19 protein-coding genes are annotated in these 22,741 nt (G+C 56.5%); 4 read left to right on the top strand and 15 right to left on the bottom strand.

The annotated features are described in order from the left end of the window. Nucleotides 1–8 precede the first annotated feature (8 nt). From FPZ52_RS09810 to FPZ52_RS09780, 7 genes are all read right to left on the bottom strand, one after another. Nucleotides 9–986: a DUF2971 domain-containing protein gene (locus FPZ52_RS09810; protein WP_146365263.1), complete on the bottom strand. Its 978-nt coding sequence runs from the start codon at nucleotides 984–986 to the stop codon at nucleotides 9–11. Continuing rightward, entirely contained in the window at nucleotides 946–3,045 is a 2,100-nt protein-coding gene (locus FPZ52_RS09805; RefSeq protein ID WP_146365262.1) for an AIPR family protein, read from the bottom strand. Before FPZ52_RS09805 ends, FPZ52_RS09810 begins: the two co-directional genes overlap by 41 nt. Beyond that, nucleotides 3,038–4,000: a PD-(D/E)XK motif protein gene (locus FPZ52_RS09800; RefSeq protein WP_146365261.1), complete on the bottom strand. Its 963-nt coding sequence runs from the start codon at nucleotides 3,998–4,000 to the stop codon at nucleotides 3,038–3,040. Before FPZ52_RS09800 ends, FPZ52_RS09805 begins: the two co-directional genes overlap by 8 nt. After that, nucleotides 3,987–6,737 carry a Z1 domain-containing protein gene (locus FPZ52_RS09795; RefSeq protein WP_146365260.1) on the bottom strand — a complete coding sequence of 917 codons (2,751 nt, stop codon included), beginning with the start codon at nucleotides 6,735–6,737 and terminating at the stop codon, nucleotides 3,987–3,989. Before FPZ52_RS09795 ends, FPZ52_RS09800 begins: the two co-directional genes overlap by 14 nt. Then, a complete protein-coding gene (locus FPZ52_RS09790) occupies nucleotides 6,734–8,224 on the bottom strand; it encodes an ATP-binding protein (protein WP_146365259.1) in 1,491 nt (496 codons plus the stop codon). Before FPZ52_RS09790 ends, FPZ52_RS09795 begins: the two co-directional genes overlap by 4 nt. 151 nt (nucleotides 8,225–8,375) lie before the next feature. Next, nucleotides 8,376–8,951, bottom strand: coding sequence for a hypothetical protein (locus FPZ52_RS09785; RefSeq protein ID WP_146365258.1), 576 nt, complete (start codon nucleotides 8,949–8,951; stop codon nucleotides 8,376–8,378). After that, a complete protein-coding gene (locus FPZ52_RS09780) occupies nucleotides 8,951–9,385 on the bottom strand; it encodes a helix-turn-helix domain-containing protein (RefSeq protein WP_276617439.1) in 435 nt (144 codons plus the stop codon). The genes FPZ52_RS09785 and FPZ52_RS09780 overlap by 1 nt, the downstream gene beginning before the upstream one ends. A gap of 176 nt (nucleotides 9,386–9,561) precedes the next feature. On the opposite strand from FPZ52_RS09780, the gene FPZ52_RS09775 reads away from it, so the two are divergent. Together FPZ52_RS09775 and FPZ52_RS09770 are read left to right on the top strand one after the other, a co-directional pair. Continuing rightward, complete coding sequence (locus FPZ52_RS09775; protein WP_146365256.1) at nucleotides 9,562–9,780, top strand: MerR family transcriptional regulator; 219 nt, start codon at nucleotides 9,562–9,564, stop codon at nucleotides 9,778–9,780. A gap of 215 nt (nucleotides 9,781–9,995) precedes the next feature. Further along, entirely contained in the window at nucleotides 9,996–11,090 is a 1,095-nt protein-coding gene (locus FPZ52_RS09770; protein ID WP_146365255.1) for a tyrosine-type recombinase/integrase, read from the top strand. Between the two features lie 195 nt (nucleotides 11,091–11,285). Here the strand turns inward: FPZ52_RS09770 and FPZ52_RS09765 are convergent, their stop codons facing one another. Continuing rightward, complete coding sequence (locus tag FPZ52_RS09765; protein WP_146365254.1) at nucleotides 11,286–12,254, bottom strand: hypothetical protein; 969 nt, start codon at nucleotides 12,252–12,254, stop codon at nucleotides 11,286–11,288. 3 nt (nucleotides 12,255–12,257) lie between these two features. Between FPZ52_RS09765 and FPZ52_RS09760 the strand changes: the two genes are divergently transcribed. After that, complete coding sequence (locus FPZ52_RS09760) at nucleotides 12,258–13,277, top strand: IS110 family RNA-guided transposase (protein ID WP_146365253.1); 1,020 nt, start codon at nucleotides 12,258–12,260, stop codon at nucleotides 13,275–13,277. A 137-nt stretch (nucleotides 13,278–13,414) separates the two neighbouring features. Here FPZ52_RS09760 and FPZ52_RS09755 read toward each other — a convergent pair whose 3' ends face one another. Next, nucleotides 13,415–14,518, bottom strand: a complete 1,104-nt coding sequence (locus FPZ52_RS09755; protein ID WP_146365252.1) for a TniQ family protein — start codon at nucleotides 14,516–14,518, stop codon at nucleotides 13,415–13,417. A gap of 475 nt (nucleotides 14,519–14,993) precedes the next feature. On the opposite strand from FPZ52_RS09755, the gene FPZ52_RS09750 reads away from it, so the two are divergent. Continuing rightward, nucleotides 14,994–17,687 carry an nSTAND1 domain-containing NTPase gene (locus tag FPZ52_RS09750; RefSeq protein WP_168201301.1) on the top strand — a complete coding sequence of 898 codons (2,694 nt, stop codon included), beginning with the start codon at nucleotides 14,994–14,996 and terminating at the stop codon, nucleotides 17,685–17,687. Between the two features lie 243 nt (nucleotides 17,688–17,930). On the opposite strand, the gene FPZ52_RS09745 is transcribed toward FPZ52_RS09750, so the two are convergent. The 6 genes from FPZ52_RS09745 to FPZ52_RS09720 form a co-directional block, all read right to left on the bottom strand. Then, nucleotides 17,931–18,290 (bottom strand): hypothetical protein, encoded by a 360-nt coding sequence (locus tag FPZ52_RS09745; protein ID WP_146365250.1) that lies wholly within the window; start codon nucleotides 18,288–18,290, stop codon nucleotides 17,931–17,933. A gap of 151 nt (nucleotides 18,291–18,441) precedes the next feature. After that, entirely contained in the window at nucleotides 18,442–18,789 is a 348-nt protein-coding gene (locus tag FPZ52_RS09740; RefSeq protein WP_240804340.1) for a TniQ family protein, read from the bottom strand. Further along, nucleotides 18,786–19,043: a hypothetical protein gene (locus FPZ52_RS09735; RefSeq protein WP_146365249.1), complete on the bottom strand. Its 258-nt coding sequence runs from the start codon at nucleotides 19,041–19,043 to the stop codon at nucleotides 18,786–18,788. The genes FPZ52_RS09740 and FPZ52_RS09735 overlap by 4 nt, the downstream gene beginning before the upstream one ends. Nucleotides 19,044–19,084: 41 nt before the next feature. Beyond that, entirely contained in the window at nucleotides 19,085–19,351 is a 267-nt protein-coding gene (locus FPZ52_RS09730; protein ID WP_146365248.1) for a hypothetical protein, read from the bottom strand. Next, a complete protein-coding gene (locus FPZ52_RS09725; protein WP_168201300.1) occupies nucleotides 19,348–20,517 on the bottom strand; it encodes a metallophosphoesterase in 1,170 nt (389 codons plus the stop codon). Before FPZ52_RS09725 ends, FPZ52_RS09730 begins: the two co-directional genes overlap by 4 nt. A gap of 672 nt (nucleotides 20,518–21,189) precedes the next feature. Continuing rightward, entirely contained in the window at nucleotides 21,190–22,638 is a 1,449-nt protein-coding gene (locus FPZ52_RS09720; protein ID WP_146365246.1) for a hypothetical protein, read from the bottom strand. Nucleotides 22,639–22,741 lie beyond the last annotated feature (103 nt).

Genomic DNA, 22,741 nt, shown 5'->3' with positions numbered 1-22,741 from the left:
CCGTGTGTTCATTCAACAGAAGCTCTTCGCCGAACCTCGGCTCGCTCGATTTCCAAGCGGTAAGTCGACGGTGACCGTCGCGCGGTCGAGATTGGTACACTGCCGTAGTTTTTCGACAGAACGCCTTCGAGGCGGCGTCGGTAATCGGATGGCATCCTCTCGCCCACCACGATTTGCGTGATGGCGTCAGCGGGGTACTTGCGCAGGATCGGCAATTCGTCGTCACGATCAGACTGCACCAACAAACGTCGTTCGCGTTCGTAGCTCCATTCGGCAGGCTTGGTACCGAAGGCGTGCCGCCAGATATCATGCATCATCCTGACAGCTTCAGCGCCAGCTTCTTCGTACATCGGAATTTCCGCCTGCAATTCCTTCCTGCCTTGGAATTCGATCGCTGTCGTTGTTTCATCGATAGCGGTCTGGCTGAACCAGTCTTGATCCCAAGCTATCCCGTAAACCAAGCTGTCTACAGTGGGCGGCGCCTGCAGATAGGCCACATCAAACAAGTAGCCGTCGGGGTCAGCATTCGCGATCGAAGGTTCGTCGAACACGATGCAGAACCCGCGAAGACCGTCGCCATAGTGGGACCACATCAGCAAATTGTCCTGTTCGGAACCGAAGCAGGCAACGCGAATACCTTGCCGCATTGCTCCAAATGGCGGCGCATAGTGCTGGCACTCGTCAAAGTACTCTTCCATGTTCTCAAAGAATCCTCGATCAGCCATCAGCTCGTCGACTGAGTTCGCCGGAAATCCCCACGCCGATGCAGCGGCAAGAAATCTTTCTGGTTCGAGCTTTGGATCGGGAATGCCTTCGTAGATGTTACTCCAGAACTCGAATGGATCATTGTAAGCTGAGTAGTGCTGACAAAAAATCACCCCGTTCTCCAGGTTCTGAAGAGCGTACTCGGTTGGACCACTGAACTTGTACAGCTTCCTGTTCGAGTCAGGTTGCATCGACGCCCACGCCAGTTGAAAAACCTTCATCCTGAAGCTTTTTGAGCGCGCTCATCGCAATAGCGCACTGCTTGTCCGACGGCATCTTGCTTGGGATCGCGGCGCAGGTTTCCAGAACGCCATTTTCTCGCGGGGACAGAAGCCCACGCTCCCGCGCCCAATTCCGGGCTTCCGCCCAGAACGCGGCGCCAAGCCTGTGCACCTCGAGTTCCGCCTCGACGCTGGTCTCGACAGCCTTGTCCGCACGGGCCTCTCTCGCGCGTTCATTGGCCAGGTCCGGCGAAATCAGAACGCGGTCGAACTCCTCCGGATAGATCAACTCGCGATCTTCCAGCCCCTTCCAGCAAGCCTGTTTCTTGGCCCATTCGCTGAAGTTGCGTACGCCCTCGGGCGGGTGCGTGATCACGTCCTGAGCTTCTGCCGCAGCAACCAACAGCGCCGCCTTCAGATCGGGCGAGACATCCTGGTATTTCCAGACGGCGTCCAAGTCGACAACCATCTCCAGTTCCTCTGCATCATGGACGAGCTTGGCAATCGCGTAGGTCACGATGTTGGCTCGGTAACCTCCTTCGTACCATTCCGCGCCCGAAACCAGCTTTTCGGTGGCCCGGAAGATGATGGCCTTGGCGATCACGCGCCTGAACCAGAGCTCATCGAACGCCGCACCTTCAGAACCCCATCGCTTGCCGATGTGCTTGGCGAATTCTGCGAAGTTCTTCTGCGCGCCGAGACTTACGATATGCGGCAGGCAGGCCCAGGTGTTCTCGAACTTGGCTAGATCGGTCTTCGTGAGGAACTGGGAGCGGGGGAACTCGGCCTGAAACTTCCGACTTTCAGCAGTTTGTCTTCCAGAACTCTTTCTCCGTCCGATTTCATCGGCATATTGCCCCCGCGCGCGCTCGTAGAACCATTTGGTGTCCCGATACCCGTCTTCTCCCCGCGCCAAAACCTTGCGCGACAGCTCTTCTATCCGGATGTGGAAGGGGTGGTTGGCGAAGAAGTCCGCAGCATTCACCTTGTTCTGGCTGTTAGCATACTCGGAAATGCGCGGGACGACGAGTTCGGACTGTTCGCGCGGCACGATGGTCAACTTCATCTGGACGTGGACCTGTTCAAGCTGCTCAGCGGAGGTTTTCCGAGCCGCATGCAGTGAGGCTGTCGTCTGCCCACCGTTGACGATCTGTAGATTGTCCGCCCGCACAAGCTGGAGGCCCTGATCGGTTTGCTCCACCTCGATCGCGTCTGCCGTCGCGCTGAGCCCGTTGTTGTAGGAAAAGAACATCTGCGGTTCATCGCGGATCGTGTCGCGAATGCCCCTGTTCACCTTGTTGCGCGCCTGAAGAAAGCTCCTGACGTTGGCTTCGAGCAGGCGCGGCCCCCATTTATCGTAGATTGCGGCCAGCTGTTTGCCCGGAATGACCGCCAGATAACTCTCGAGCGAAGTTTCGGCCCCGGATGCCGCGAGTAGCGGAATGCCGCCACCGAAATCCCTTTCGAAATCGATGACCAAGTTGGCCCGCGCCTGCCCTTGCTCCATATACTGCTTGAGGCGCTTCAGGTCCCAGACACTCAAGGTTACCGGCTTGCCGTCGACATCCGTCACCTTGGCCGCGTCGGCTTGTGTCCTTGAGTCAGCGTTTGAAACGATGATTAGTTTGATCTTCTCGATGTCTTTCCAGGTCGTGGCAATCAGATCAGCGACACCAAAGCCGGAACTCGTTTCTTCGAGCTGTTCCCTGAAATCGCGCTTCAAGCTTGCTTTGAGAAAGCGATGCAACGTGTTCAGCAGAACCTGGAGCCGATCCTTGTGAATCAGCCTTACTTCATCCGTGATCGAGAAGTCGCAGAGGATTAAGCTCAGCACTCCATCGCCGTCCCTCGGGTCACCACCGTAGCCGTCGATTCGTGCCGGATTGCCGGAAACACTCCCTTCGAAATACGATCTGTTTGCGCCGTCTAACTCGCCAGCTTCCGTGAGCAACTCGCCGACTTTTTCGAAGAACGTTTCCACTGTGACTAGACCGAGAACGTCGGCATCGCCTTGAATGTCCGCGATGAGTTCATGATGGAATTCTTCCAGATCACTCATGGTCAAGCCCTCCTCGGATGAGGTCGATCAGATCACCTTCCAATTTGAACGGTTCGCAGGCATCGAGAGCGATCGCGTACCGGACATTCTCTACGCCCGGAACAAGAGGCGTGAAAATCCGGGGGAAACCTTCTGTCACCTCGTAATCGGTCGCAGCGCCAAGAAGCCATCGCCGCTCGTCGTAGTCGTTCTCGGGATCATATCCTGTCGAATAGAGCGTCTCCTCCCACGCTTCGAAAGCCGCGCCGTCTTCTTCGAACATCTCGGCCGTCATTCGCACGTGATCATGCAGGCTCTGACCTTCCGGCAGGACGGCCGACGCCACATTGATCACACGAAGGCACAGGCGGCTCCCTTCGACATCCGCAAGCTGGTCTTCGGACGAAATGGCCACAAACGGCTTTGCAGCAACCCGCCTTGCCTTCACCTCGACGCAGCTTCCGATAAGCTCGAAGTCCTTCGCCGAGCCGGTCGGACCGGTCCAGGCCTCGATCGCTGTGTCCGGGCCGAAGGCGGAGACAAGCTCCCGAAGGAAGGCCAACTCGCCAACAAGCCCTCGCTGCTCTTCAACGGACAGCCCATTGGTCTTCCCACCGCGCAGAAGGTGATACCAGCGTCGGGTGCGTTGCAGCGCTCTGCAGAGCGCTTCGTCGCGATCCGAGCTTGCTTCCCCAGCCTCTACCACATCTCGGCAAAGGGTCTCGAATATCTCAACCTGACTTCTTTCCTTGAGGCCGAGAACAAATGCCGATCCGCCCGAGACAGGGCGGAAGGACGCCACAAGGTTCTTCAACTTCGGCAGACGCGGCAGTGGTTGCGGCAGGCTAGGTAGCCTCAACATCAGGCCGGGCATGCCTGCTTCCAGCACCACCCAGAAGAAATCGAAACGGCCCGCGACATCGACCCGTTTGGCTTCGTCCGGGTCCAGTCTTTCCCAGGGATCACGAGGTTTCAAGAGGTGCCTCCTGATCTTCGTCTTCGTCTTCTTCACCGAAGAGTTCCCGATAGTGCACCGTATTCACCACGTATTCAACGCGTTCAGCCGGGCGAGAAGAAACTGGAAGGCTTATGCCCCACGCCACAACGGGGTCAGCAGGGATCAGGTCGACTTGCTTGGCATCTTCCTTTCCATCTGGCGCCTTCGCCTTGACAAAATGGAGGATGAAAAGGCCGTGATCTCTTTCTCGTCGGTAGATCGAGTCCGGATAGTTCACGCGTTCACCCTCTGCCTTCCCGTTTTCTTCCCGATACCGCGACTCGGTTGCCTCAGCCCTTGCCGGGTCTACACCAGCCTTCTCGATACCCCGAGACGCAACACGCATTCGCTTCCCACTGAATGACATGAAATCATGTTGCAGATCGTGCAGGTCCACATATCGCGTGGCGGGCACGATCGGCATGCCCAGCGTTCCGTTGGCCTCGCCTTTGGTTAAGCTGGGAACTAATACGTCCCAAGTTTGCAGCTCGTCCGAACTCCGTGCATCGATATATTTTCTGACCGGCTCCGGGTCAGTCGTTACGCTCTGGTCTGCGTTGCGCCAAGCGGCGAGAAATTCGTCTATGAACTGGACCGGCACGCCACGATAGAGCGCTCCCCAAGGCGATCGCTCCTCCTCCAAGCCCGCGCCTTTGAACTTCGAAACCAGAGACCTAGCCGCATCAATATTCGCGGCAAGATCACCTGATCTAATGCTGACTCTCGATGTCTCGACAAATTTGTTGGAGAGCCCAATCAGCGTCGTGACCTTTGTTCCCGACCCCATCTTGTTGCGTGCTGTGACCAGCAACGAAGCTGGATGACTTCGCACCGCCAAACCGAAATCCCTGGGAGTGGCTGTCGGAACAGACGCCATATCGTGAATTTCTGAGTGCAATTCCTCTGTCGCGTTCGCAATGTATGCGTACCATCCAATAGCTTCGGCTGGCATCCAGATACGGCAAAGATCTTCGTATCCGGTCCGATACCCGAACCAACGCCCCATCTGCATGAGGGTATCGTACATCTTCGTGTTACGTAAAAACCAGGTTACCGTCAGCCCCTCGAGCGTTAGTCCGCGCGATAGAGAAAAACCGCCGACTGCAATGTATTTTCTACCCGCTTTGCCACGAACTTCATCGGGATACTCCAAGACATCTTTCGACTTGTAGTTCACCAACACGACCTGTGCTGCGGCTATTGCCTCATGCAGCGCAACCTGAATCTCATCCCATGAGGAATAGGTCTTTTTGAATTCGCTTTCCCACACCTCTTTCAAAGCTGAAATCTCAGGGTCTGCAATTCCCTTGCTACCAGTTGAACCGTTCACTCTGACAGCATTCTGAATCCTTTGAAGTACTTCATGCAACCGATTCCGCAGCTGTGATTGAATAGGGTTCCGAAAGCTTGCGTTCACCAACATCGAGCAGTGTTTGTGCTCTTGGTTTCTTAGCTTACGAATAGCAGCAGTCAGCACGAAGGCGCGAACAGCTCTCACCAACGAGTCCGGGAGTGCTTCCACGAAAAAATCCTGTGGATGTTTGACGGGAAGCACATCTTCATTGTCGTCGACATACCTCAACCAAGTTGGCTCCTCATCATCGGGCAAGCCTTCGACAAAGACTTTTTTGCCGCCGAAATAATTGGATGGCGCATCGAGGCCGATGACAAAGTCCTTCGGAAACAGGTCTTCCGCCAGCATTTCATCGTCTTGATCAGGGTCGATGAAGATATTCGCGAAAGGAGTTGCGGTATAGCCGACATAGCAACTCCGGTGGAAAATGTTCAGAAGCTCGCGGATCAACCTATTTGTGGTTGTGACTTCCTCCTTATTGTACTTGGTATTGATCGAAGCGTTGTCAGCCTCGTCATCAATGAGCAGCATAGGCTGATCAATCATCTCACGGTCACCGCGAGCACTATTGTCCTTGAGCCATTGCAGTAGGTTGCGGAGTGTATTCGACTGCTTCTTGATCACGAGGACGACAGGAACCTTGTAGGAGTCAATCTCGCTCGTGTTAGTTGAGGCCGTGGCCTTGTTGAAATCCCGTAGAGTGTTGGTAAGGCTGACCGGTGTGTTGTTCGGGTCGAAATGGCCGACGCCGATGATGTGTTTTGCACCGCCCTTCTTGGTTTCCTGGGACTTCCCGGTATCACGACCGATGAAGCCCTCGTCGATCCGGGCCTGAGTCTGGTTTCGAAGGTTGTTGTGAATACCCGCAATAACGATGATTAGCCTGTACCCCGCATCTGCCGCCTTGCAGATCAGGCCCGTATAATTGGCGGTCTTGCCGCTTTGGACGTGGCCAACCACCATGCCACGCCGATCCCACGGCACGTGTTTCTCGGGGTTGCCTAGTCGGCTAAGAATTTTATCCGTCACCGTGTCCGTGGAAATCACCACGTCTTTCGGCAGGCCGTTTTGCAGGAGCAACTTTTGGTAACGGCTCCAGTAGAAAGGCTCGATCAATGGCTTCGCTTCATCCAGCCAAGGTTCGAAATCCTCGCTGTCGACCACCGCACCAAGTCCAGCCTTGATCCCCTGCTTGTGCTCGATCTCACGCGCAATTTGCTCGATCTCTTCATCACTGAGGCCCGGCGGCACCAAAGCAGCGACTCCTCGGATCATACTGCGAAGCTCGTCTTCGGTCTTACGTGCCTGATTGAACAGGCCACTTTCGACCATGTTCTTCACTGTCTCAATTGTTTCATTCATGAAATTCGTGTCCTTAAGAAATCTTCCAGAATCGGTGCGGCGGCTTCCCACCGCAATCGCAAGAACGGGTTGCTCTGCATCGTGTCCGACAGAGCCTCGGAGGGCACACCGTTTTCCATCAGTGTCACCGCAAGGGAATAGACCAACTCTTCGAGGTCAGTTGCTGAAGTCTCGTCAGCCGTGACCGCTTCCGCGTTCCCGACGAGCTCAGCATGCAGCGTCTCGATCGGTAGACCAGACCCAACGATGCGCAGGCAACGTTCGAAGCCCTCTCGCAGCTCTTCTGGCAACTGATCGGAATAGGTTCGAAAGACCGGGTGCTCCAGGTTGGGGCGGAAGACGATCTGCCCATCCTTCTGCACCCGATTCCAGATCGGAAAACGGGTCTCATCGACCAGCTTCTGGCCACGGCTGCGATAGGTGCGTTTGGATGTGCCGACGAACCTTTCCACCACTTTCTTCAGTCGCTCACGCACCACCGGCGGAAGTTGGGCGGAGGCCTTCTTGACGTCGATCTTCCACTCGGCGTCCATCGTGTTCGGGATATCGACGGCGATCCTGCAGAGCTTCGTGAGTTCGGTCTGGCGCGCGAGGCCCAGCCATCCGCCCGCGATGATGAGACGTTTCTCGCGGTAGACATACAGGCCTTGAGACTTCAGATGCCCCTCAGGACCGCCAATTTCTTCCCACTCTTCCCGGCTCATCCGCTTGTGATGGGGAAGCGTGTGGCATCTGATCAGGACGTCACCCTGACGCAGGCGAAGCACCTCCTCAGGGTCCTTCTGCGTGGCGGCATGAGACGTTGCCATGGGATCGTTGGGGGTCAGTTGGCGACCGTTGAGTGACAGTTTCAGCCGTGGCTTGGCGCCCTCCAAGAAGCGATGAAACACCAAGCGCAGATGATGCTCGGCACGGGACAACTCAGAGTTCATATGCTCGGCCCGCTTAGCGCGGTCATGGGTGTAGCCGCCACTCAAGCGATCGAGATTCTCCCAGATGACTACCGTTCCGGTCTCCGTGAGGAGGTCATGGCCTGTCACGACTTCGGGGTTGTCGATGAGTTCGAGGCACCAGTCGTTCCGTTTCGCGACGCGATCCAGATCCCAGCGCGCACAAGATGTTCGACCGTCTTGCCGCGTCAAAACCGTCAGACTTCGGCACTGCGAGAAGCTGGCACTCTTGAGGCCGAGGCCGAAACGTCCGAGGTCTTCTGCCTCGCGCTCGTCGGTCGGGTCCTTCGAGCCGAGACGCATGGCTTCGACCAGTTCGGTTTCCGTCATGCCTGAACCGTCATCGGCCAACGCGATCCATGGCTCTTCCGCGACGGTGTCGGCGATCAGTTCCACCGTGCGCGCCTCAGCGGTGATGGCGTTGTCGATGATGTCGGCGAGAGCTGTCTCGAGGTTGTAACCGAAGTCGCGATGGCCCTCGATGAGCGATGCCGCATAGGGTGTTGCATCCACCTCCCGAACAATATGTTCCGTCATATTGGCCTCCGTTCTCCAAGACCAGAACGAAGAGCGACCAGCTGATCAGATGACGACTTCCTAGGGCATGAGAGCGCAGAAAAACTGCCCAGAACCAAAGCGTTGAAGGCTGCACGGGCTGAAGTGGAAAAAATGGACGATGTCATGTGCATCAATTGCTCGGCATGCCAATGCGCTCAGTCAGAAATTGTTCGAAGCTGGCGGCTGCGAGAGCTTGAGCGCTGTCGTTGAGTTCGGCAGTCACAATTGCCTGGATTAGGCCGAAAAGGCCGAAAATCGCGATACCGGGCAGCATCCAGAGCCAGGTGGTCAACGATCCAAAGTCGTCAAACAGCACGGGATATAGGAGCGGCCAGATGAGGAAAGGAAGAGCTGCCAGTGCCATGACCCTGAACGGTTTCAGCTTGCGATCCGCTTCGGTCGAAAGGCGCTCGTGTGTTTCTGCCAGGTTACGTTCCCATGCAAGATACTCGTCTTCGATCTGGCCAGCCAGGTAGTGACCGCAGCGACAATATTCGCGCGTGATGTATTCGATCTGGCCACACCCTGCGCGACGGGCCGCGTTGACGCTGTCAGCCTTCGGGCGCAATCCATTGGCCTGCCCCGCCTTCTTTGGGTCGACTTCCACACCTGCAACGCCTTCAAGCAGGCGTTCTACATCCGGGCCCAGCCGAAGCTTGCGCGGGCGCAGTTTTGCCACGTCGTCGGGGAGTTTTTCGTCCAGCATCAGCTTACCAACCTCAAAACGCTATCAATTCTCGTGGTGTCCGGTTCTTCGCCGCCTGTAGCGAGGACATCGGTGTTCAGGAACTCATCGAACAGGAAATCGATGGCATCCCATTTCTTTTCGGGGGTCACGGTCAGTCCGCGATCAATGATCCGGCGCTCGACCGCGATGCCGATCTTTCGATTGGCGGCGGCGATCTGTTCGTGTCTTCGGTTTTTGCCGTCCGTGGTATCGCCCTCGAGCATCCAGAGCGGATCGACGTCGAATTCCTCGTAGACTTTGAGCAACAAGGAGGCCGTCAAATCCCGTTGGCCGCGCTCATAGTATTGGTACGCGCTTCGGCTAGTGCCGAGGCGCTGCGCCATCTCCTCTTGGGAGAGGTTTGCTTCGCTTCGCACAGCCGCAAGGCGGTGCCCCAAGCCGGGAACTGTCATCCACAACCTTCTTAATGGTTGCATTGACCACAATACTGGTTATATGAATTACATATGACCATAAATCGTGGCAACGCGTTCGATTCACGTAAGATCAGCGTAAGTTTGTTTCATTCTGAACGCAAAATGAAATCGCCTGCCTCGATTTGTGAGCGCAACGATTGAGGAGGCGACGCGTGCAAAAGCTCTTGGAAACCCCGAAAGAACTGGCCGAGCGCGTCGGCATTCCGGTGTCCAACGTGCGTTACCTGATCCGCGAGGACATGCTGGACCACATCTACACGGCCCCAGGGCGCCGGAATCCGAAGATCCCAAGCGGGGCCTGGGAGAAGTACGTGGCGCAGTTCACGGTCAAAGCTGACTGCAATGCCGCCAACAAGAGCGGGGAGTGCTGATCCATGTCCGGTTCAGACTATGCAGACAGCTCGCAAATCTTGGGACTTGGCAAAACACCGGCGCAATGGGTCGAGGTCATGGCAGACATGGGGATCGACATCTCCGAGCGCACCTTGCGCGAGCGGGCAAATGACACTGGCGCATTCTATCGTCTTGGTCGGACCATGCTGATCACACCCGCGCAGATCGACAAGATTTTTGAAGGAGGCCAGTCATGCCGCTCCAAATCTACAAGAGGGGCCGCGTCTACTGGGCCAAGGGCTGGGTCGAGTACAACGGCAGGCCAATCGCAGGCCCATACCGGCGAAGCACTAAGGCATCTACAGAAGCGGGCGCACGGGACTGGATAAACCGGGAGACCGAGCTTCAGATACGCCGCCATGTGGTCGGCGATGAGCCGAGCAAGGCTTTCTCGGATGCGATCATGATCTACAACGCATCCCCGAAGACGGCGAAGCAGCTCATCCCTATTGTGCAAGAGATCGGCGACATGCCGTTGGGCGCGATTTCTGGTGCGCTTCTTAAGGGGCTTGGACCGAAGTTGAAGCCGAAAGCTTCGACGGATACGTGGTGGCGGGAAATCGTGACGCCCGCGAGTGCCGTGATCAACAACGCGCATGAGCTGGAGGGGACGCCGCTAATCCGCGTGAAGCCCTACGACAAGTTCGAACGGATCGCCCAGGACAAGCGCCGAGGTAAGTTGAGCCGCGTTGAACGCAAGCCTGCTGACAAGGAATGGATCGAGGCTTTTTGCCGAGCCGCTGATCCTTACAACGCCGCCTTGGTCCGGTTCATGTTCGAGACGGCGGCGCGGATCGATCAGGCTGTTTCAATTGAACCTGACGATCTGCGGCCCGCTGAGAACAAGGTCAGGGTGAAGGCGCAGAAAGGACATCCAGAGAGCTGGATCACCGTGTCGCCCCAGATGATGGACGAGCTCTTGGAACTGCCACCGAAGCGTCCCAAGAACCGCAAGACAGGCAAACTCATGAAACCGCGCGTTTTCGGCTATGGAAGCTCCACTGGCTATAACACGCGCTGGAAGACGATCTGCAAGAGTGCGGGCATCCCCTACCTCTCTGCCCACCCGGCAGGACGGCACGGGTTCTTCACTGGATTGGTCGTTCGTCAGGGTGTCGATCCTGTGACAGCAGCCAAAGCGGGACGCTGGTCGGACCCCAATTTACCCATGCGCATCTATGCCCATGCGGAGACGGATGAGGCCGATGTAAGAGCCCGTTTTCGTACAAACCATGTACAGCCGGACACTGTACAAACACCCAAGAGCAAGAAACCAAAGAAGGAATAGCGCTATGAACGGTTCCCTCCTAAGGGGCAGGTTGCAGGTTCGAATCCTGCCGGGGTCACCAAAAAAACCCAATAGTGTTGTTCGACATCCAAAGGCCGTCTTTTCGACAAAAGACGGGTTTCGAACGATCAACGCGTCCTGCTGTCGATCTTGCTGCCCTTGCCGGGACACTGCGGTCAAATGCGACGTGCGCGATCAGCCCTGGCCAAGACCTACCGCCTTTTGCAGCACCGGTTCGGCCTCTTGGCGTAGGTAAAGGGGGCCGAAGTCCACTCCACCAGGCGAGAACGGTCTGATGTCGGCGGCGCGCAGCCGGGCGGTGCAGGTCTGGCGATGGAGACCGAATTCACTCTGCATGGTCGTAGGGGTCAGGAAGCGGCGGTGAAATTTGGCCTCATCGTCCTCAGAGACATAAAGAACGGCCCGCCGCGTCACAGGGTGCCGAGTCCAGAATGCTGGCGCGTGGCCGGCCTCATGCAGTGCCGGATACCAGCCCCTGCGCCTCATGCCGATGCTGTTCGCAAAGACCGAGGCTGGTTGCCCGGTCGCCGTCGTTTCGTCGCGACGGCGGACATGGGGGCGCGCTCCAGCCAGGCTGTCGACCTCGGCCTTCAGAACCATGAACGATCGATAGCCCGATTGCCCGGGATCGCACGCAACCCTCATGCGCCTCTCCCTGATGGCATTCAGCATTGCGCCGACCGGCAGGCCGGTGCGCTGTTTCGCGAACTGGAGCCCCTCCCAGCCAGAGCCATCGGCCGGATCGGGTTGCGTCAGGGCGTGCAGTTCCGCGACCAGCGCCAGCCCGTCGGCGAGCCGCCAGGGCGCCTTGACTCGAGGATGCTTGGTCAGTGGGCGAATGATTTTCTCTTCCCGTAGGGTGCGAAGTTGTGCCTCGGTGGCGCCCATGGCTGCCAGCATGTCTCCCCGTCCAACCAGCGTTGGGATCTCGGCCAGAAGCCACGCATGTTCGGCGGCATCGAAGGTGCGCAGCGCAGATGGGCGAGGATCCGCGGCGGGCAATGCCCCGGCATCGGTCAGGATCTGCTCGACCAGTTTTGTCGAGACGCCGATCTCATTCGCGGATGAGGTGGGTGGCTCCTGCTCCACCGGCATCGAATGTGCCAAAGTGCAGTTGTTGTTGACTGCTAGGAAAGGAGCCACCCAATGACAGTTAAGACAATCGGCCTGGATTTGGCCAAGGATGCTTTTCAAGTTCACGGTACTTCTGAGAACGGACGTGTGATTTTCAACAAGGCAATCAAGCGGGCGAAGCTTTTGGCGTTCTTTGAAACCTTGCCGCCTTGCACCGTCGGGATGGAAGCTTGCGGATCAGCTCACCATTGGGGTCGCACGTTACGCAAGTTCGGCCACGATGTCAGGCTGATGCCAGCGAACTACGTGAAGCCCTACGTCAAACGTGGAAAGACAGATGCGGTTGATGCGGAAGCGATTTGCGAGGCAGTCAGGCGCCTGACGATGCGTTTTGTCGAGATCAAGACAGAGGATCAACAGGCGGTTCTGTCGATCCATCGCACTCGCGACTTGGCTGTCCGGCAGCGCACCCAGATGGCCAACATGACCCGCAGCTTGCTACGCGAGTTTGGGCATATTCTGCCGATTGGGATTGAGGCGGTCACAGCGTTCGCCAAGCGCCATCTGGATGGAGATCACCCGGACATGCCGGATATCGCAAACGGCATGCTCGGCATGCAGTGCTATCAGTTCATCGGCTTGAACGAGCGTATTGCGGGTTACACGAAGATGATCGAGCAGCATGCGATGCTGAGCACAGACGCACGCCGACTGATGCGCATGCCTGGCATCGGGCCGATCACGGCATCGGCGATTGTCGCAACGATCGGCGATGCAAAACAGTTCCGCACAGGGCGCGATCTGGCAGCCTGGCTCGGACTGACCCCTCTCAACAAATCCAGCGGCGGCAAGGAACGTCTGGGCAAGATCACGAAGCAGGGTGATCGCTACATTCGCAAACTGCTGGTCGTGGGTATGACGTCTCGCGCTGTCATGGCAAAACGTTCGCCAGAGAAAGTTGATCTCTGGACGGCGAAGATTATCGCAGACAAACCATTCCGATTGGCAACAACCGCCATGGCCAACAAGGCCGCTCGGGCCATCTGGGCGATGCTCACGAAAAAACAGGAATACCGGCAGCCTGCGTTCTAACCGCGCCGACTGCCCACGAGATGCAAGACGTTGAAGTGATGATGCGGAAATAAGTCAACCAAGAGCAAGGACACTCCGGGAATGGCAGCGGCCCTTTGAGGTCGATAAGCCGATTGGAACCTCGTTCGCGGAATTCATCAGGGCCAGTGGAACACCACCACACAAACAGGCCGGACAGACGACAGTACTGACAAAAATGACCGCAGATACCACCAGAAAACGCTTGCAATGCAGGAGCCACCCACAGACGCCGTTCTGGGGTTATGCAGGCGCCGCGCCGGCAGCACCTCGCCCAGGACGCGCTCACCGGCGGCAACCGGCCAGGTCTCGAGAATGCAATCCCGCAGCATCGTGCGGAACGGATCGAAGGCTGCATCTGTCAGGTAGTCGTCGAGCGCGACATACAGCTTTCCGAACGTCTGCCGCGGCGCGATCTGCGTGCCGCCGCTGCTTCGGGCGAGGTCCCGCAGGGCCTGGCGGAAGGCCGTCTCTCCTTGGGAGAGCACAGCGAAACCGGCTGCTTGAGCCTCTGCCTCCCGCCTGTCTCCAATGCTTGCTTCGGGGGAGCGATGTTGCAGCAGGGCCATCCCGAAGAGCGCGCAGATCGTTGTTACTGCATATACACCGTGCCCGGCCAGCCAGGTCGGATCCTCGCCGGTCTCGAGGCGCATATCCAGCCAGAGATCGTAATCTGTCGGTGCAGAGCAGGGTCGATCGAACGCCCCGGCCATGATCCTAGGGGCAAGATCGCGCAGCCGGGCCACGCTGTCGAACCTCTCGGCAGGCTTGGCGACCTCCCAAAGCGGCACGAGAGGGTGGTGGTGGTGGCAGCAGAGATTGACCGACCGCAACAGCCAGTCGCCCCGCATCGCCATCAACCGCTCCGGATGGCCGGGCGTCGCCTGGGCATCCTCTTGCAGGCACAACGGGCAACCCCGCATGACAGGGTTGCGCAGGGCGCGCGACACAAAGGCTTCACCTCTGAAAGCCATTCTGACGTCGCCGGCAGGCACGCCGGTCCAGGACGCAAGTTCATCGCGTATCGCAGGTTCCAGCCCCGCCGCTTCGGCCAGACAATCAAGGGCAGCGGTTTCCAGGTCCAGAAAGCGGCGAATCTGATGGCCGAGATCGATGGAAAAGTCGCTCATCTCCGCTGCATTCATCGTGGCGAAACGCGAAAGGAAGGACAGGACCGTTTCGCGCGGAGCCGGGAGTGGACGGAGAGGCAGTGGGAAAGGCATCGAAGTTCCTATCGGTCTTGTCCTGCGGAAGATGGGACAACGATCGATCTCGGTCCAGACCGGATCAACACAAGGGGGCAGGTCCGGGCAAAAGGGCCTCGCGCGATAGCGAAACTGGTCTCGGATTTCGTGCTATCAACCAGGTGCGCGGCAGGTCAGGGCATGATGAGTGCGGCCCTTCGAGACCAGATCCGCTCAGGGCGGGGGAACTGGACCTTCTCTGCGCGTGCGATGCTCCCTCGCAAGGACATGGAAGCGGACATTCCGCCAGGACCACGCTGCCAGAACCCGCATGACCGACATAGCGGGCGGATTGCAGACTTTCGCTGCGCCCAGCATGAATGTCCGAGATGAGTTGGAAAATACGCTTCTCCTAGCCAATGCCATCGCCTAGCTTTAAACCGAGGGCTCCTACGGAACTAACACGTGGTCTGGCACCCGCCGAAGGTCGGGTTTTCTGAGGAAGGTATTGAGGGTGAAGTACATAGTTGAAATCTGCACCGAAGAAAAAGCTAACTCGTCTGAAAAAGGTTCGGTGCTGGAAAATTTTGTCGGTCGGTTTCTTGAGACACAAAACCAAGCAGTAAGCGAGCAAGTACGGGTTACAGGAATGGAGGTCGATCTCCTCTGCAGAGATCAGGACACGTCGGAAATCACCCTAGTCGAGTGTAAAGCGTATCGACATTCGTTGAGCGCGGACTCAATTTCAAAACTCTTAGGCAACGTAATGCTGCGAAGCGCGAGCGCAGGCTGGCTCATATCGACACATGATCTGACGAAAGACGGCAAGGGCATCAAGCACGAATGGGAAAGCAAGCCAGCTGAAGAAAAGCGAAGACTACGAATCTACGAACCTAAGGAGTTGGTGCAACGGTTGATTGCAGCAAAGCTTGTAGTTGACCCAAAGCAGATTTCCTCGACAGTACAAGCACCCGGAAAGGCCGAACAAGCTTACTTACTGATCACCAGTCATGGTGAGTTTTGGGCCCTCCCTGCGTCAGATTCGGCTACCGGGGTCACAGACACCTGCGAACTCTTCCACGCAGGAGATGGAAGCCGCGCTGACAGTTCCACCGATTGGATACAGAACACCAATACGAGCCTATCCGACCTGAACTGGGTCAAGTCTTCAACTGTGCCAACAACGTCACGTTCGCTCAAAGACGAGATGCAGAGTATTGTTTCGGTTCCCATGGCTGATACTTGGTCAGACTTGCGACCTTCGCGTCCAGTGGATTTTGTTGGGCGAGAAGCTGTTATTGATCGAGTTTTTGCCTTCCTAGGCAATGTCAACAATGGGAAGACCGATACTAGGCTCTTTGCATTGAAGGCGCCCTCCGGATGGGGCAAAAGCTCAACCGTATTGAAAATCGCGGACACGGCGAGGAAGCCGAAGTACCGGAAACGTCATTTCATTTTTGCAGTGGACAGTCGCGCGGCAGCGTCGAAGCGTTTTCCCGAGCTTGCTCTTGCTTCGGCAATTCGACAAGCGGTAGACAAAGGCTTTATTTCCACTACCGAGGAACTCAGGTTTGGTGGAGCGGCAAACTTCTTTGATACGGAATCGATGGCGAGCCTACTCGCAAAACTTGAAGCCGAGGGAAAGACTATCTGCCTAGTCTTCGATCAATTCGAGGAACTCCTCTACAAGCCTGACCTTTCGGATATATTCGATGAAATGAGAAAGCTTTGCGCCTCAGTTGAAAGCGCTCAAGGGCCAATTGCAGTAGGATTCTCTTGGCGGACCGATGGCACGATCACAACGGAGCACAAGGCTTACCATCTTTGGCACGAACTTGAAGACAGACGCTTAGAAATTGACCTTCCCCCGTTCAACGACAAAGAGGTCTCCAAAGCTATCGGCAGATTTGGCGCCGAGCTTGGACAACAAATCCATCCCCAACTTAGAAGAGTCCTAATTGACAACTGCCAAGGCTACCCTTGGCTGCTGAAGAAGCTGTGCGTACACGTTTTTGATCTAGTGAACGAAGGACTGGAGCAGAATGAGGTTATTGGGCAAGGCCTCAATATCGAAGAGCTATTCCGAAAGGACTTAGAAAAGCTATCCCCTGCGGAGTTGGCTTGTATCCGGCAAATTGCCCGAGAGTCTCCCGCAGAGTACTTCAAAATTGACCAATTGCATGGCGCCATCGTTTTGAACGCGCTTATTCAAAAGAGATTGGTAATTCGCAGCGGAACCCGGCTAACGGTTTACTGGGATATCTTCAAAGACTACGTTATCTCCGAACAGATCCCTTTCATACCCAAAACGTACATCCCGCAATCAAACTACTCACGCTATGTCCCAGCCGTGAACTTTCTACGTGAGCACGATTCGGTCAGCTATGACGAATTGGGCGAGGCAATGGACCTCACTCATGCGTCAGTTGACAATTTGGTCAGAGACTTGGTCAATCTCGGGCATGCATCGACAAACCGTAAAGAAGGGGTTGTGTCGCCTTTGTATCGAACTGACGCAAAAGCATACAGAATCGCGTTCGAGTTTTGGACGACACACGAGGTGGTTCGAAGAATTCGGGCGGAGGCCGATGGCGGCTTAATTCCTAAAGATCGATTGGACGAGATATTTAGGGAAATCACAGCGCGAAGCCAGTTCTCCGAAAAGACCCATTCAATCTATTTCGGAAGAACCCTTCGCTGGCTCCTTTCAGTGGGCTTGATCGTGGAATACCCGGACGACTATGGTTTCCAAAAAGATGCACGGCCAACTCAACTAGACGTTTTGGAAGTGCGGTATGACCGAAAACGCCGAACGGGGATTTTCATAGGCGAAGCCCCAGTGGACGCATCGCTAGCCGCCCTCAATGCGGTGCCCGACAAGGGCAGCACACGGCGAGACCTTGAAGGCCTGTCGAGCCGAAATGCGATTTCAACGCTTTTCAGTTTAGGCTTGCTTCGCGAAATGAAAGGCACCATTTTCTTGAACGGAAATTGGACCGACCCCGAAACCGCAATCAGAGAAGCCGCGCTACAGACAAGGACTATCAATTCTGCAATTGAATTACTTTCGGATAATCCAGGGATAAAAGGAAGGGAAATGGGGAAAGCTCTATCCGACCGCTTCTCGCTAGGTTGGTCGGAAGGTTCACAAGCGCGAAATGGAGCTTCGATACGCAAATGGGCCCGCTGGGCATCATCAACCAGTTAAGCCAAGTTCACGCGGGGATCGGTTCTGTTAGTCACCGGATACGCTATCTCATTGCATCAATTGTTTGGCATACGATCAACGTCTGCTTTGCGTAAGCTGCGCTGCGGCGTAAACGAATGGGTTGTATGGCCGGTCTGGGCCGGAAGTAGCGGCACTGCCGGCTGAGGTCTCCCACCTGTGCATCAAGCAGCCCCTAGCCGAGTCGCGAAGATCTCGAGCCAAAGTCACCTCGCCGCCGTATCGTCAGCCGCTGGGTCGATACAGAAGTGCTTTAAGGAGCCCTGGTTCAAGCCAATTCCGGTCTTCAAGAATCTCTGCATCGACAACGGTCGATTGACGCTTCAGCTCTTCCAGGCCAGACGCCATGATGCGTGACATGCGATATCCGCCGCGACGGCATAGATAGACGGAACCTGATCGACCAAGGAAGCGGTATTCGAGGCCATCCGCATGAACGGCTTGGATGCCTGAGTTTATGCGCCAGGCATCCCCACTGAGATACCCCCCGCGCCAGCCGCCCAACACTCTGAGCTGAGTGAAAGTTCTGTCCCGCGTCGTAAACGAAACGTTCAGGATCACCCAGTCGTCAGGCGAATATTCCATGTGCGTTTTCTCCATAGCTCATTTCCGGTGGTGCGATATGTGGGAGCGTGAACCTGCCGACCAGGGATGACGCATGCCGCAGAGATTTCATCGAGGTTTGCGCTCGTTATGCCGTGACGCAGAACGACCGTAGTCTTTTGGGGATCACGTTTCAGATCCACCGCGATGCTGTGACCCTGCGCAGTTCTGTTCCGGCGCCCGTCCTCCGAGAGAGTGACGCATTGCTTGTCGTTTTCCGCGACGATCTGTTGGGGCTCACCCAGGGTGAGGCCATGTACCGCGGCGACCAACGCCGTAGGTCCTCGACGTCAGTCGCGCTGAGAGCTGCCACACCGGCCAGGGCATCGGGCTTGCCGTCGATCACCTTGCTGAAGGACAGTCCCATGTCAGTGCAGAAGCCCGCAGTATCCGCGCTGTTCATCGCGGCGAGGCGCGATACGAAGGAGAAGGCAGTTTCCCGATCTTGGAGATCAGGCGCGAGGGGGACTGGTGTGGTCAACGCGGCGCCTCCTGGTCTTTTGAGTCTTCTTCAGCAGGCTCGGCCTCTTGCGCGAGACCGTGCCTCTCCTGGGGGCTCCTGGCGATAGAGGCGTCGATCAGGGGAGCCTGAATTGGCGGGGCGCTTTCGATAAAGCGCTTCACCCTTTCGGGATCAGGGGCGGCAGACCGCGTCGTCCCAGAATAAGCGACTATGACACGGACGAGGCCGAACAGGCAGACGAGCATCCCGGTGATCGAGATCAGCGCGTCCATGCTCAGCAATCCGGAGCACTCTCGTGCCAGTGAGAGCATAGTCATCGACTTCCGCCCTCAGGATCGTGACCATATGCTTCTGGGCCGACTTTGGTCGTCGAAGGGTCCTGCGCGTCGCTGCCAGCGCTCTCGTGGTCGGCCCGAAGGAGGTGCTTCGGCAGGGGAGGAGCGGTTTCGATGAAACGACGGACGCGTTCCGGATCGGGCTCGGCAGAGCGGATGCTCTGCCCGTAAATCATCAGCGATCGGATGATGGCGCTCGCGCCGATCACCATGCCTGCAATTCCTAGAAGGGCGCCCATGGTCATTGATCGCCCCCATTTACGTCCGGAGGCTCGGGCGTCGCTGCCCGGCTGAGCGCGACGATGACATCGGTTGCGTAGTACGCGTCTCCTTCCGGCACGACAGGGCAGGCGCATGCTCTCAACGCTTGGCGCAGAAAGGCGCGCGTTGAGGGTGTGAGCTTGTCCACCAGGACAGGAATGCCGGTTTCGCTGCACCGAAGCGCGTACTCGAAGTCCTGCTCGAGTGCCTGTCGGTCGGCCGGCAGCTCCCTAACCTCATTCGAGGACTGCGTGTTCAGCGCCGCCGCAATGAAGCAGACCTCTGCCAGGTCATCCTCGTCGTCGCCGTGATCCTCGTCCGGGTAACCGATCGAGATGTTCTGAATGCGTGTCCCAGCAACCACGGAAGACAGTCGCCGGTGTGAATGACCGAAGAACCAGGTTTCGATGTCGCTCTGCTCAAGGACTTCTGTCAGGTCCGAGTGGAAGGCTGGCGTGAGGCCATCGATTGGACCCGCGGCAGACGGGTGCGGGCCGTGGTGCGTGACAACGAAGGTCCTGCCATTGTTGGCGAAATGTGGGGTCGCCAGTTTTTCTTCCAGCCAAGCGCGGTGTTCCCGATGCACGGCGATTATGTCCTCAGGTGTAACCGGGAATATGCGGCGCGGCAGCACCTCGTCCGGGTCAAGCCACACATGACCGAGCGCTTCGATGGAGATCATGTCGAAGTCGCGCATGAATCGGCGGGCGAAATTCTTGGCAGCTTCCTGATCCCCCAGTAGGTCAAAGTCCGTCCACAACGTGGCGCAGAGAAACCGGTCGCTGCGATGGCGGAGTTCGGTCTTCTGCGCGAACCAACTCCCGCTGGCGTGAACCAGGTCACGGAGCCGGTTCTCGTCGTCCAGCCGCACAGAATAGTAGTCGTGGTTTCCGGGGACGATGTAGATGCGATCAGCAGGCACATAGCGGGTCAGGTATGCGAGCGCGTCCTGCAGAGACGGGCCGAAGGTGTCGGACAGGTCACCCGCGACGATCAAGGCATCAACGTTTTCCCAGAGCAGCCGATCTTGCAGGCCATGGAATTGGAGCGGGTTGCTGCCCTGCCAGAAATAGGACTTGAGGTGGAGGTCGGCCATTACTGCGACCGTTCCGCCATTGTCCGGGATTTCGATAACGGTGGGGCCGGGCAAAATCGCCTCCGATGAGTTCATACAAGTCTTGACCCACGGGGAAGGCAGGCCACGTCACGGCTGATCGGGAGAGTTGGAATGCTCGCCTCGCTCAGCCGAGGGCAGAGTGCCCTACTGCGGCACGGATTGCAACCAATTGATAATAAAGAGTTTTTCGCACAATATCTGGCTGCGCCAAGCCCCTGGATTCGCTGGACTTAAGGCGTCGACAAGTTTCTTTTTCGCAAACGACCTTCATTTGGTCGTCACGCCCGCCTAGTTGCGACCTTTGTTTTGGGCCCATCCAGCCGAGGAAGACTGCAGGCCGCCGCAACCAGGTAGTCCGTATCCGGTACAGCATCGGGGTCTAAGACGGGGCTTCAGCAGGCCATCGGTGGAACGCGTGACCTGAGGGCTTTCGAAGATATCCTCTAACACCAGCAGCTTGGATAGCCGCGGGATAGCCACGCCGCCAAGGATGCGGGGCGCGCCAAGGCGGAGGCTACCTCAACATCATCGAGGCCAGGCAGGTGGGAACGGCCCTTAGCTGACCTTAATCAGTGCTCGCCTTGCCGCTGCGCAGCTTCCCAAAAGCGGACGTCTGACTGCGCACCAGACTTAGGCACCATCGCTACCGCTCGATTTTGCTGGGTTTCTTTTAGCGGTGCATAAGCCGTAAGTTATGCACCATTATCAAAATATCAGCTTGTCAAACTCCGCTTTCAGTGTTGGGAATTCGTGTCTCTGAAGTAGGTGATCTTGCGCTTCTGAGATAAGCTTCTCTAAGTCATCGTCCGCGAGGACAACGACATACCCATGGCCATCCTGTGCAGCCGCGCGACACCGCTGATCGAGTCTGGCACGATCTTCGATGTCGCGGCACACAACGATGCCAAATTGCCCTCTCTCTTTCGAAAACCGCATGGCGATCTGATCGATCTCAGGGTTCCCAAGCTCTTCCCCAAAATTTTTGCATTCGATGAAGACATGAGAACAAGAGTAGTGTCGGGCGAGCCATTCGAAGAAGCCAGAGCGCGCATAATTAGTGAATGTCAGATCAACCCGCTTCAAGCCATCATGTAACGCAGTCTGTTTATCTGGATCGACCAAGACGGGATAGAAGATAGCGGCAAGCAGGTCCGTGATGGCATCTTCATACAGGTAAGCCGCTTTGCGCCCCGGCTCCAAATCCCTCACAGCGGCCATGAGCCCCTCCCAATCAGGTGGTGGCAACTCTTGGACCTCCGCGATCTGTCGATGGCTCAATGCTGGAGTTGGAGCGGAATTGTCAGCTTTGTACTTCTTCAGGAGTTCAGGGTTTTTATCGGTATACTTGATGGATACGGCCTTCGCTTCACTCCCATACTTTTCTTGCAGCTCTGTTTTGTAGACCTTCTTCTTCCCCTTGTTTTTCCCCGATTTAACCGTGAAAACTAGCTCCGAGTTCCTAGCGATCTCTTCTTGTTTCATCGCCTCCAACACGTAGTGCCGGTAGTACATTCCAACGTCAAAATCAGAGCTGATCCGAACAATAGACTTGGGAACTAAAATCAGCTTCTCCGCATTTGGAGCTGGCAGTTGTACAAAGTCCTCATCCCACGAAAGGGTCTTCGGATTCCAGACTGGACCAGAGGCAACTTCATCATCCATGGGAATGTCATACTCTTCGCAAGCATTTTGAGTGAACGTGATAAGCGGCCCGCGAATGATGTTCGTAATGATGTCAGACAAGATGTCGACCGAAACCCCGTCGACAAGAAGGACCGTATCTTCCAGGTCACTTAGAAGGCCCGTCTTTACGGCTTTGCTGCTGCAAAGAGCTTTCCAAATCTGTTGAGCCTTTTCCGGTCCGAGGCCACGACCGTCTGACTTCCCTTTTGACAAACCGAGATGGGTTTCGTTCGGTTCTTTCAATTGCGAAAGAACACTTAATGCTTTGGCATGGTCACCATTTCTGATCGATCCAATGACTGCTTCAAAAAAACTCGCGAGAAGATGGCTACAGTGATCCCCCCATTCGGATTCGAGCAGTCGCACAGCCCTCGCGTTCACGAACAGTTTGATGTCCCGATCAATATCGACGTCAATAAATTTCAGCGACGGCTGACTTCGGCCAAGCTTATAGAACTTTGAAACTCTCAATGCTCATCCACTTTGTGTAACTGGATACAGCTTATGGGTGTGACGAGCTAAGCGCCACCCCTCTCCTAAGTTTGGATTTTGTTGGAGTTTCGCCAAAAGACGC

Source organism: Qingshengfaniella alkalisoli (assembly GCF_007855645.1).
GTDB lineage: Bacteria > Pseudomonadota > Alphaproteobacteria > Rhodobacterales > Rhodobacteraceae > Qingshengfaniella > Qingshengfaniella alkalisoli.
This window is presented reverse-complemented; position numbering and strand designations above follow the sequence as displayed.

What these genes read in the sequence shown, in the direction of transcription:
- FPZ52_RS09785 (WP_146365258.1), bottom strand. Translation starts at nt 8,951, where the DNA reads ATGCTGGACGAAAAACTCCCCGACGACGTGGCAAAACTGCGCCCGCGC.
- FPZ52_RS09760 (WP_146365253.1), top strand. Translation starts at nt 12,258, where the DNA reads ATGACAGTTAAGACAATCGGCCTGGATTTGGCCAAGGATGCTTTTCAA.
- FPZ52_RS09770 (WP_146365255.1), top strand. Translation starts at nt 9,996, where the DNA reads ATGCCGCTCCAAATCTACAAGAGGGGCCGCGTCTACTGGGCCAAGGGC.
- FPZ52_RS09805 (WP_146365262.1), bottom strand. Translation starts at nt 3,045, where the DNA reads ATGAGTGATCTGGAAGAATTCCATCATGAACTCATCGCGGACATTCAA.
- FPZ52_RS09780 (WP_276617439.1), bottom strand. Translation starts at nt 9,385, where the DNA reads ATGACAGTTCCCGGCTTGGGGCACCGCCTTGCGGCTGTGCGAAGCGAA.
- FPZ52_RS09810 (WP_146365263.1), bottom strand. Translation starts at nt 986, where the DNA reads ATGAAGGTTTTTCAACTGGCGTGGGCGTCGATGCAACCTGACTCGAAC.
- FPZ52_RS09795 (WP_146365260.1), bottom strand. Translation starts at nt 6,737, where the DNA reads ATGAATGAAACAATTGAGACAGTGAAGAACATGGTCGAAAGTGGCCTG.
- FPZ52_RS09790 (WP_146365259.1), bottom strand. Translation starts at nt 8,224, where the DNA reads ATGACGGAACATATTGTTCGGGAGGTGGATGCAACACCCTATGCGGCA.
- FPZ52_RS09745 (WP_146365250.1), bottom strand. Translation starts at nt 18,290, where the DNA reads ATGGAATATTCGCCTGACGACTGGGTGATCCTGAACGTTTCGTTTACG.
- FPZ52_RS09735 (WP_146365249.1), bottom strand. Translation starts at nt 19,043, where the DNA reads ATGGACGCGCTGATCTCGATCACCGGGATGCTCGTCTGCCTGTTCGGC.
- FPZ52_RS09730 (WP_146365248.1), bottom strand. Translation starts at nt 19,351, where the DNA reads ATGACCATGGGCGCCCTTCTAGGAATTGCAGGCATGGTGATCGGCGCG.
- FPZ52_RS09755 (WP_146365252.1), bottom strand. Translation starts at nt 14,518, where the DNA reads ATGCCTTTCCCACTGCCTCTCCGTCCACTCCCGGCTCCGCGCGAAACG.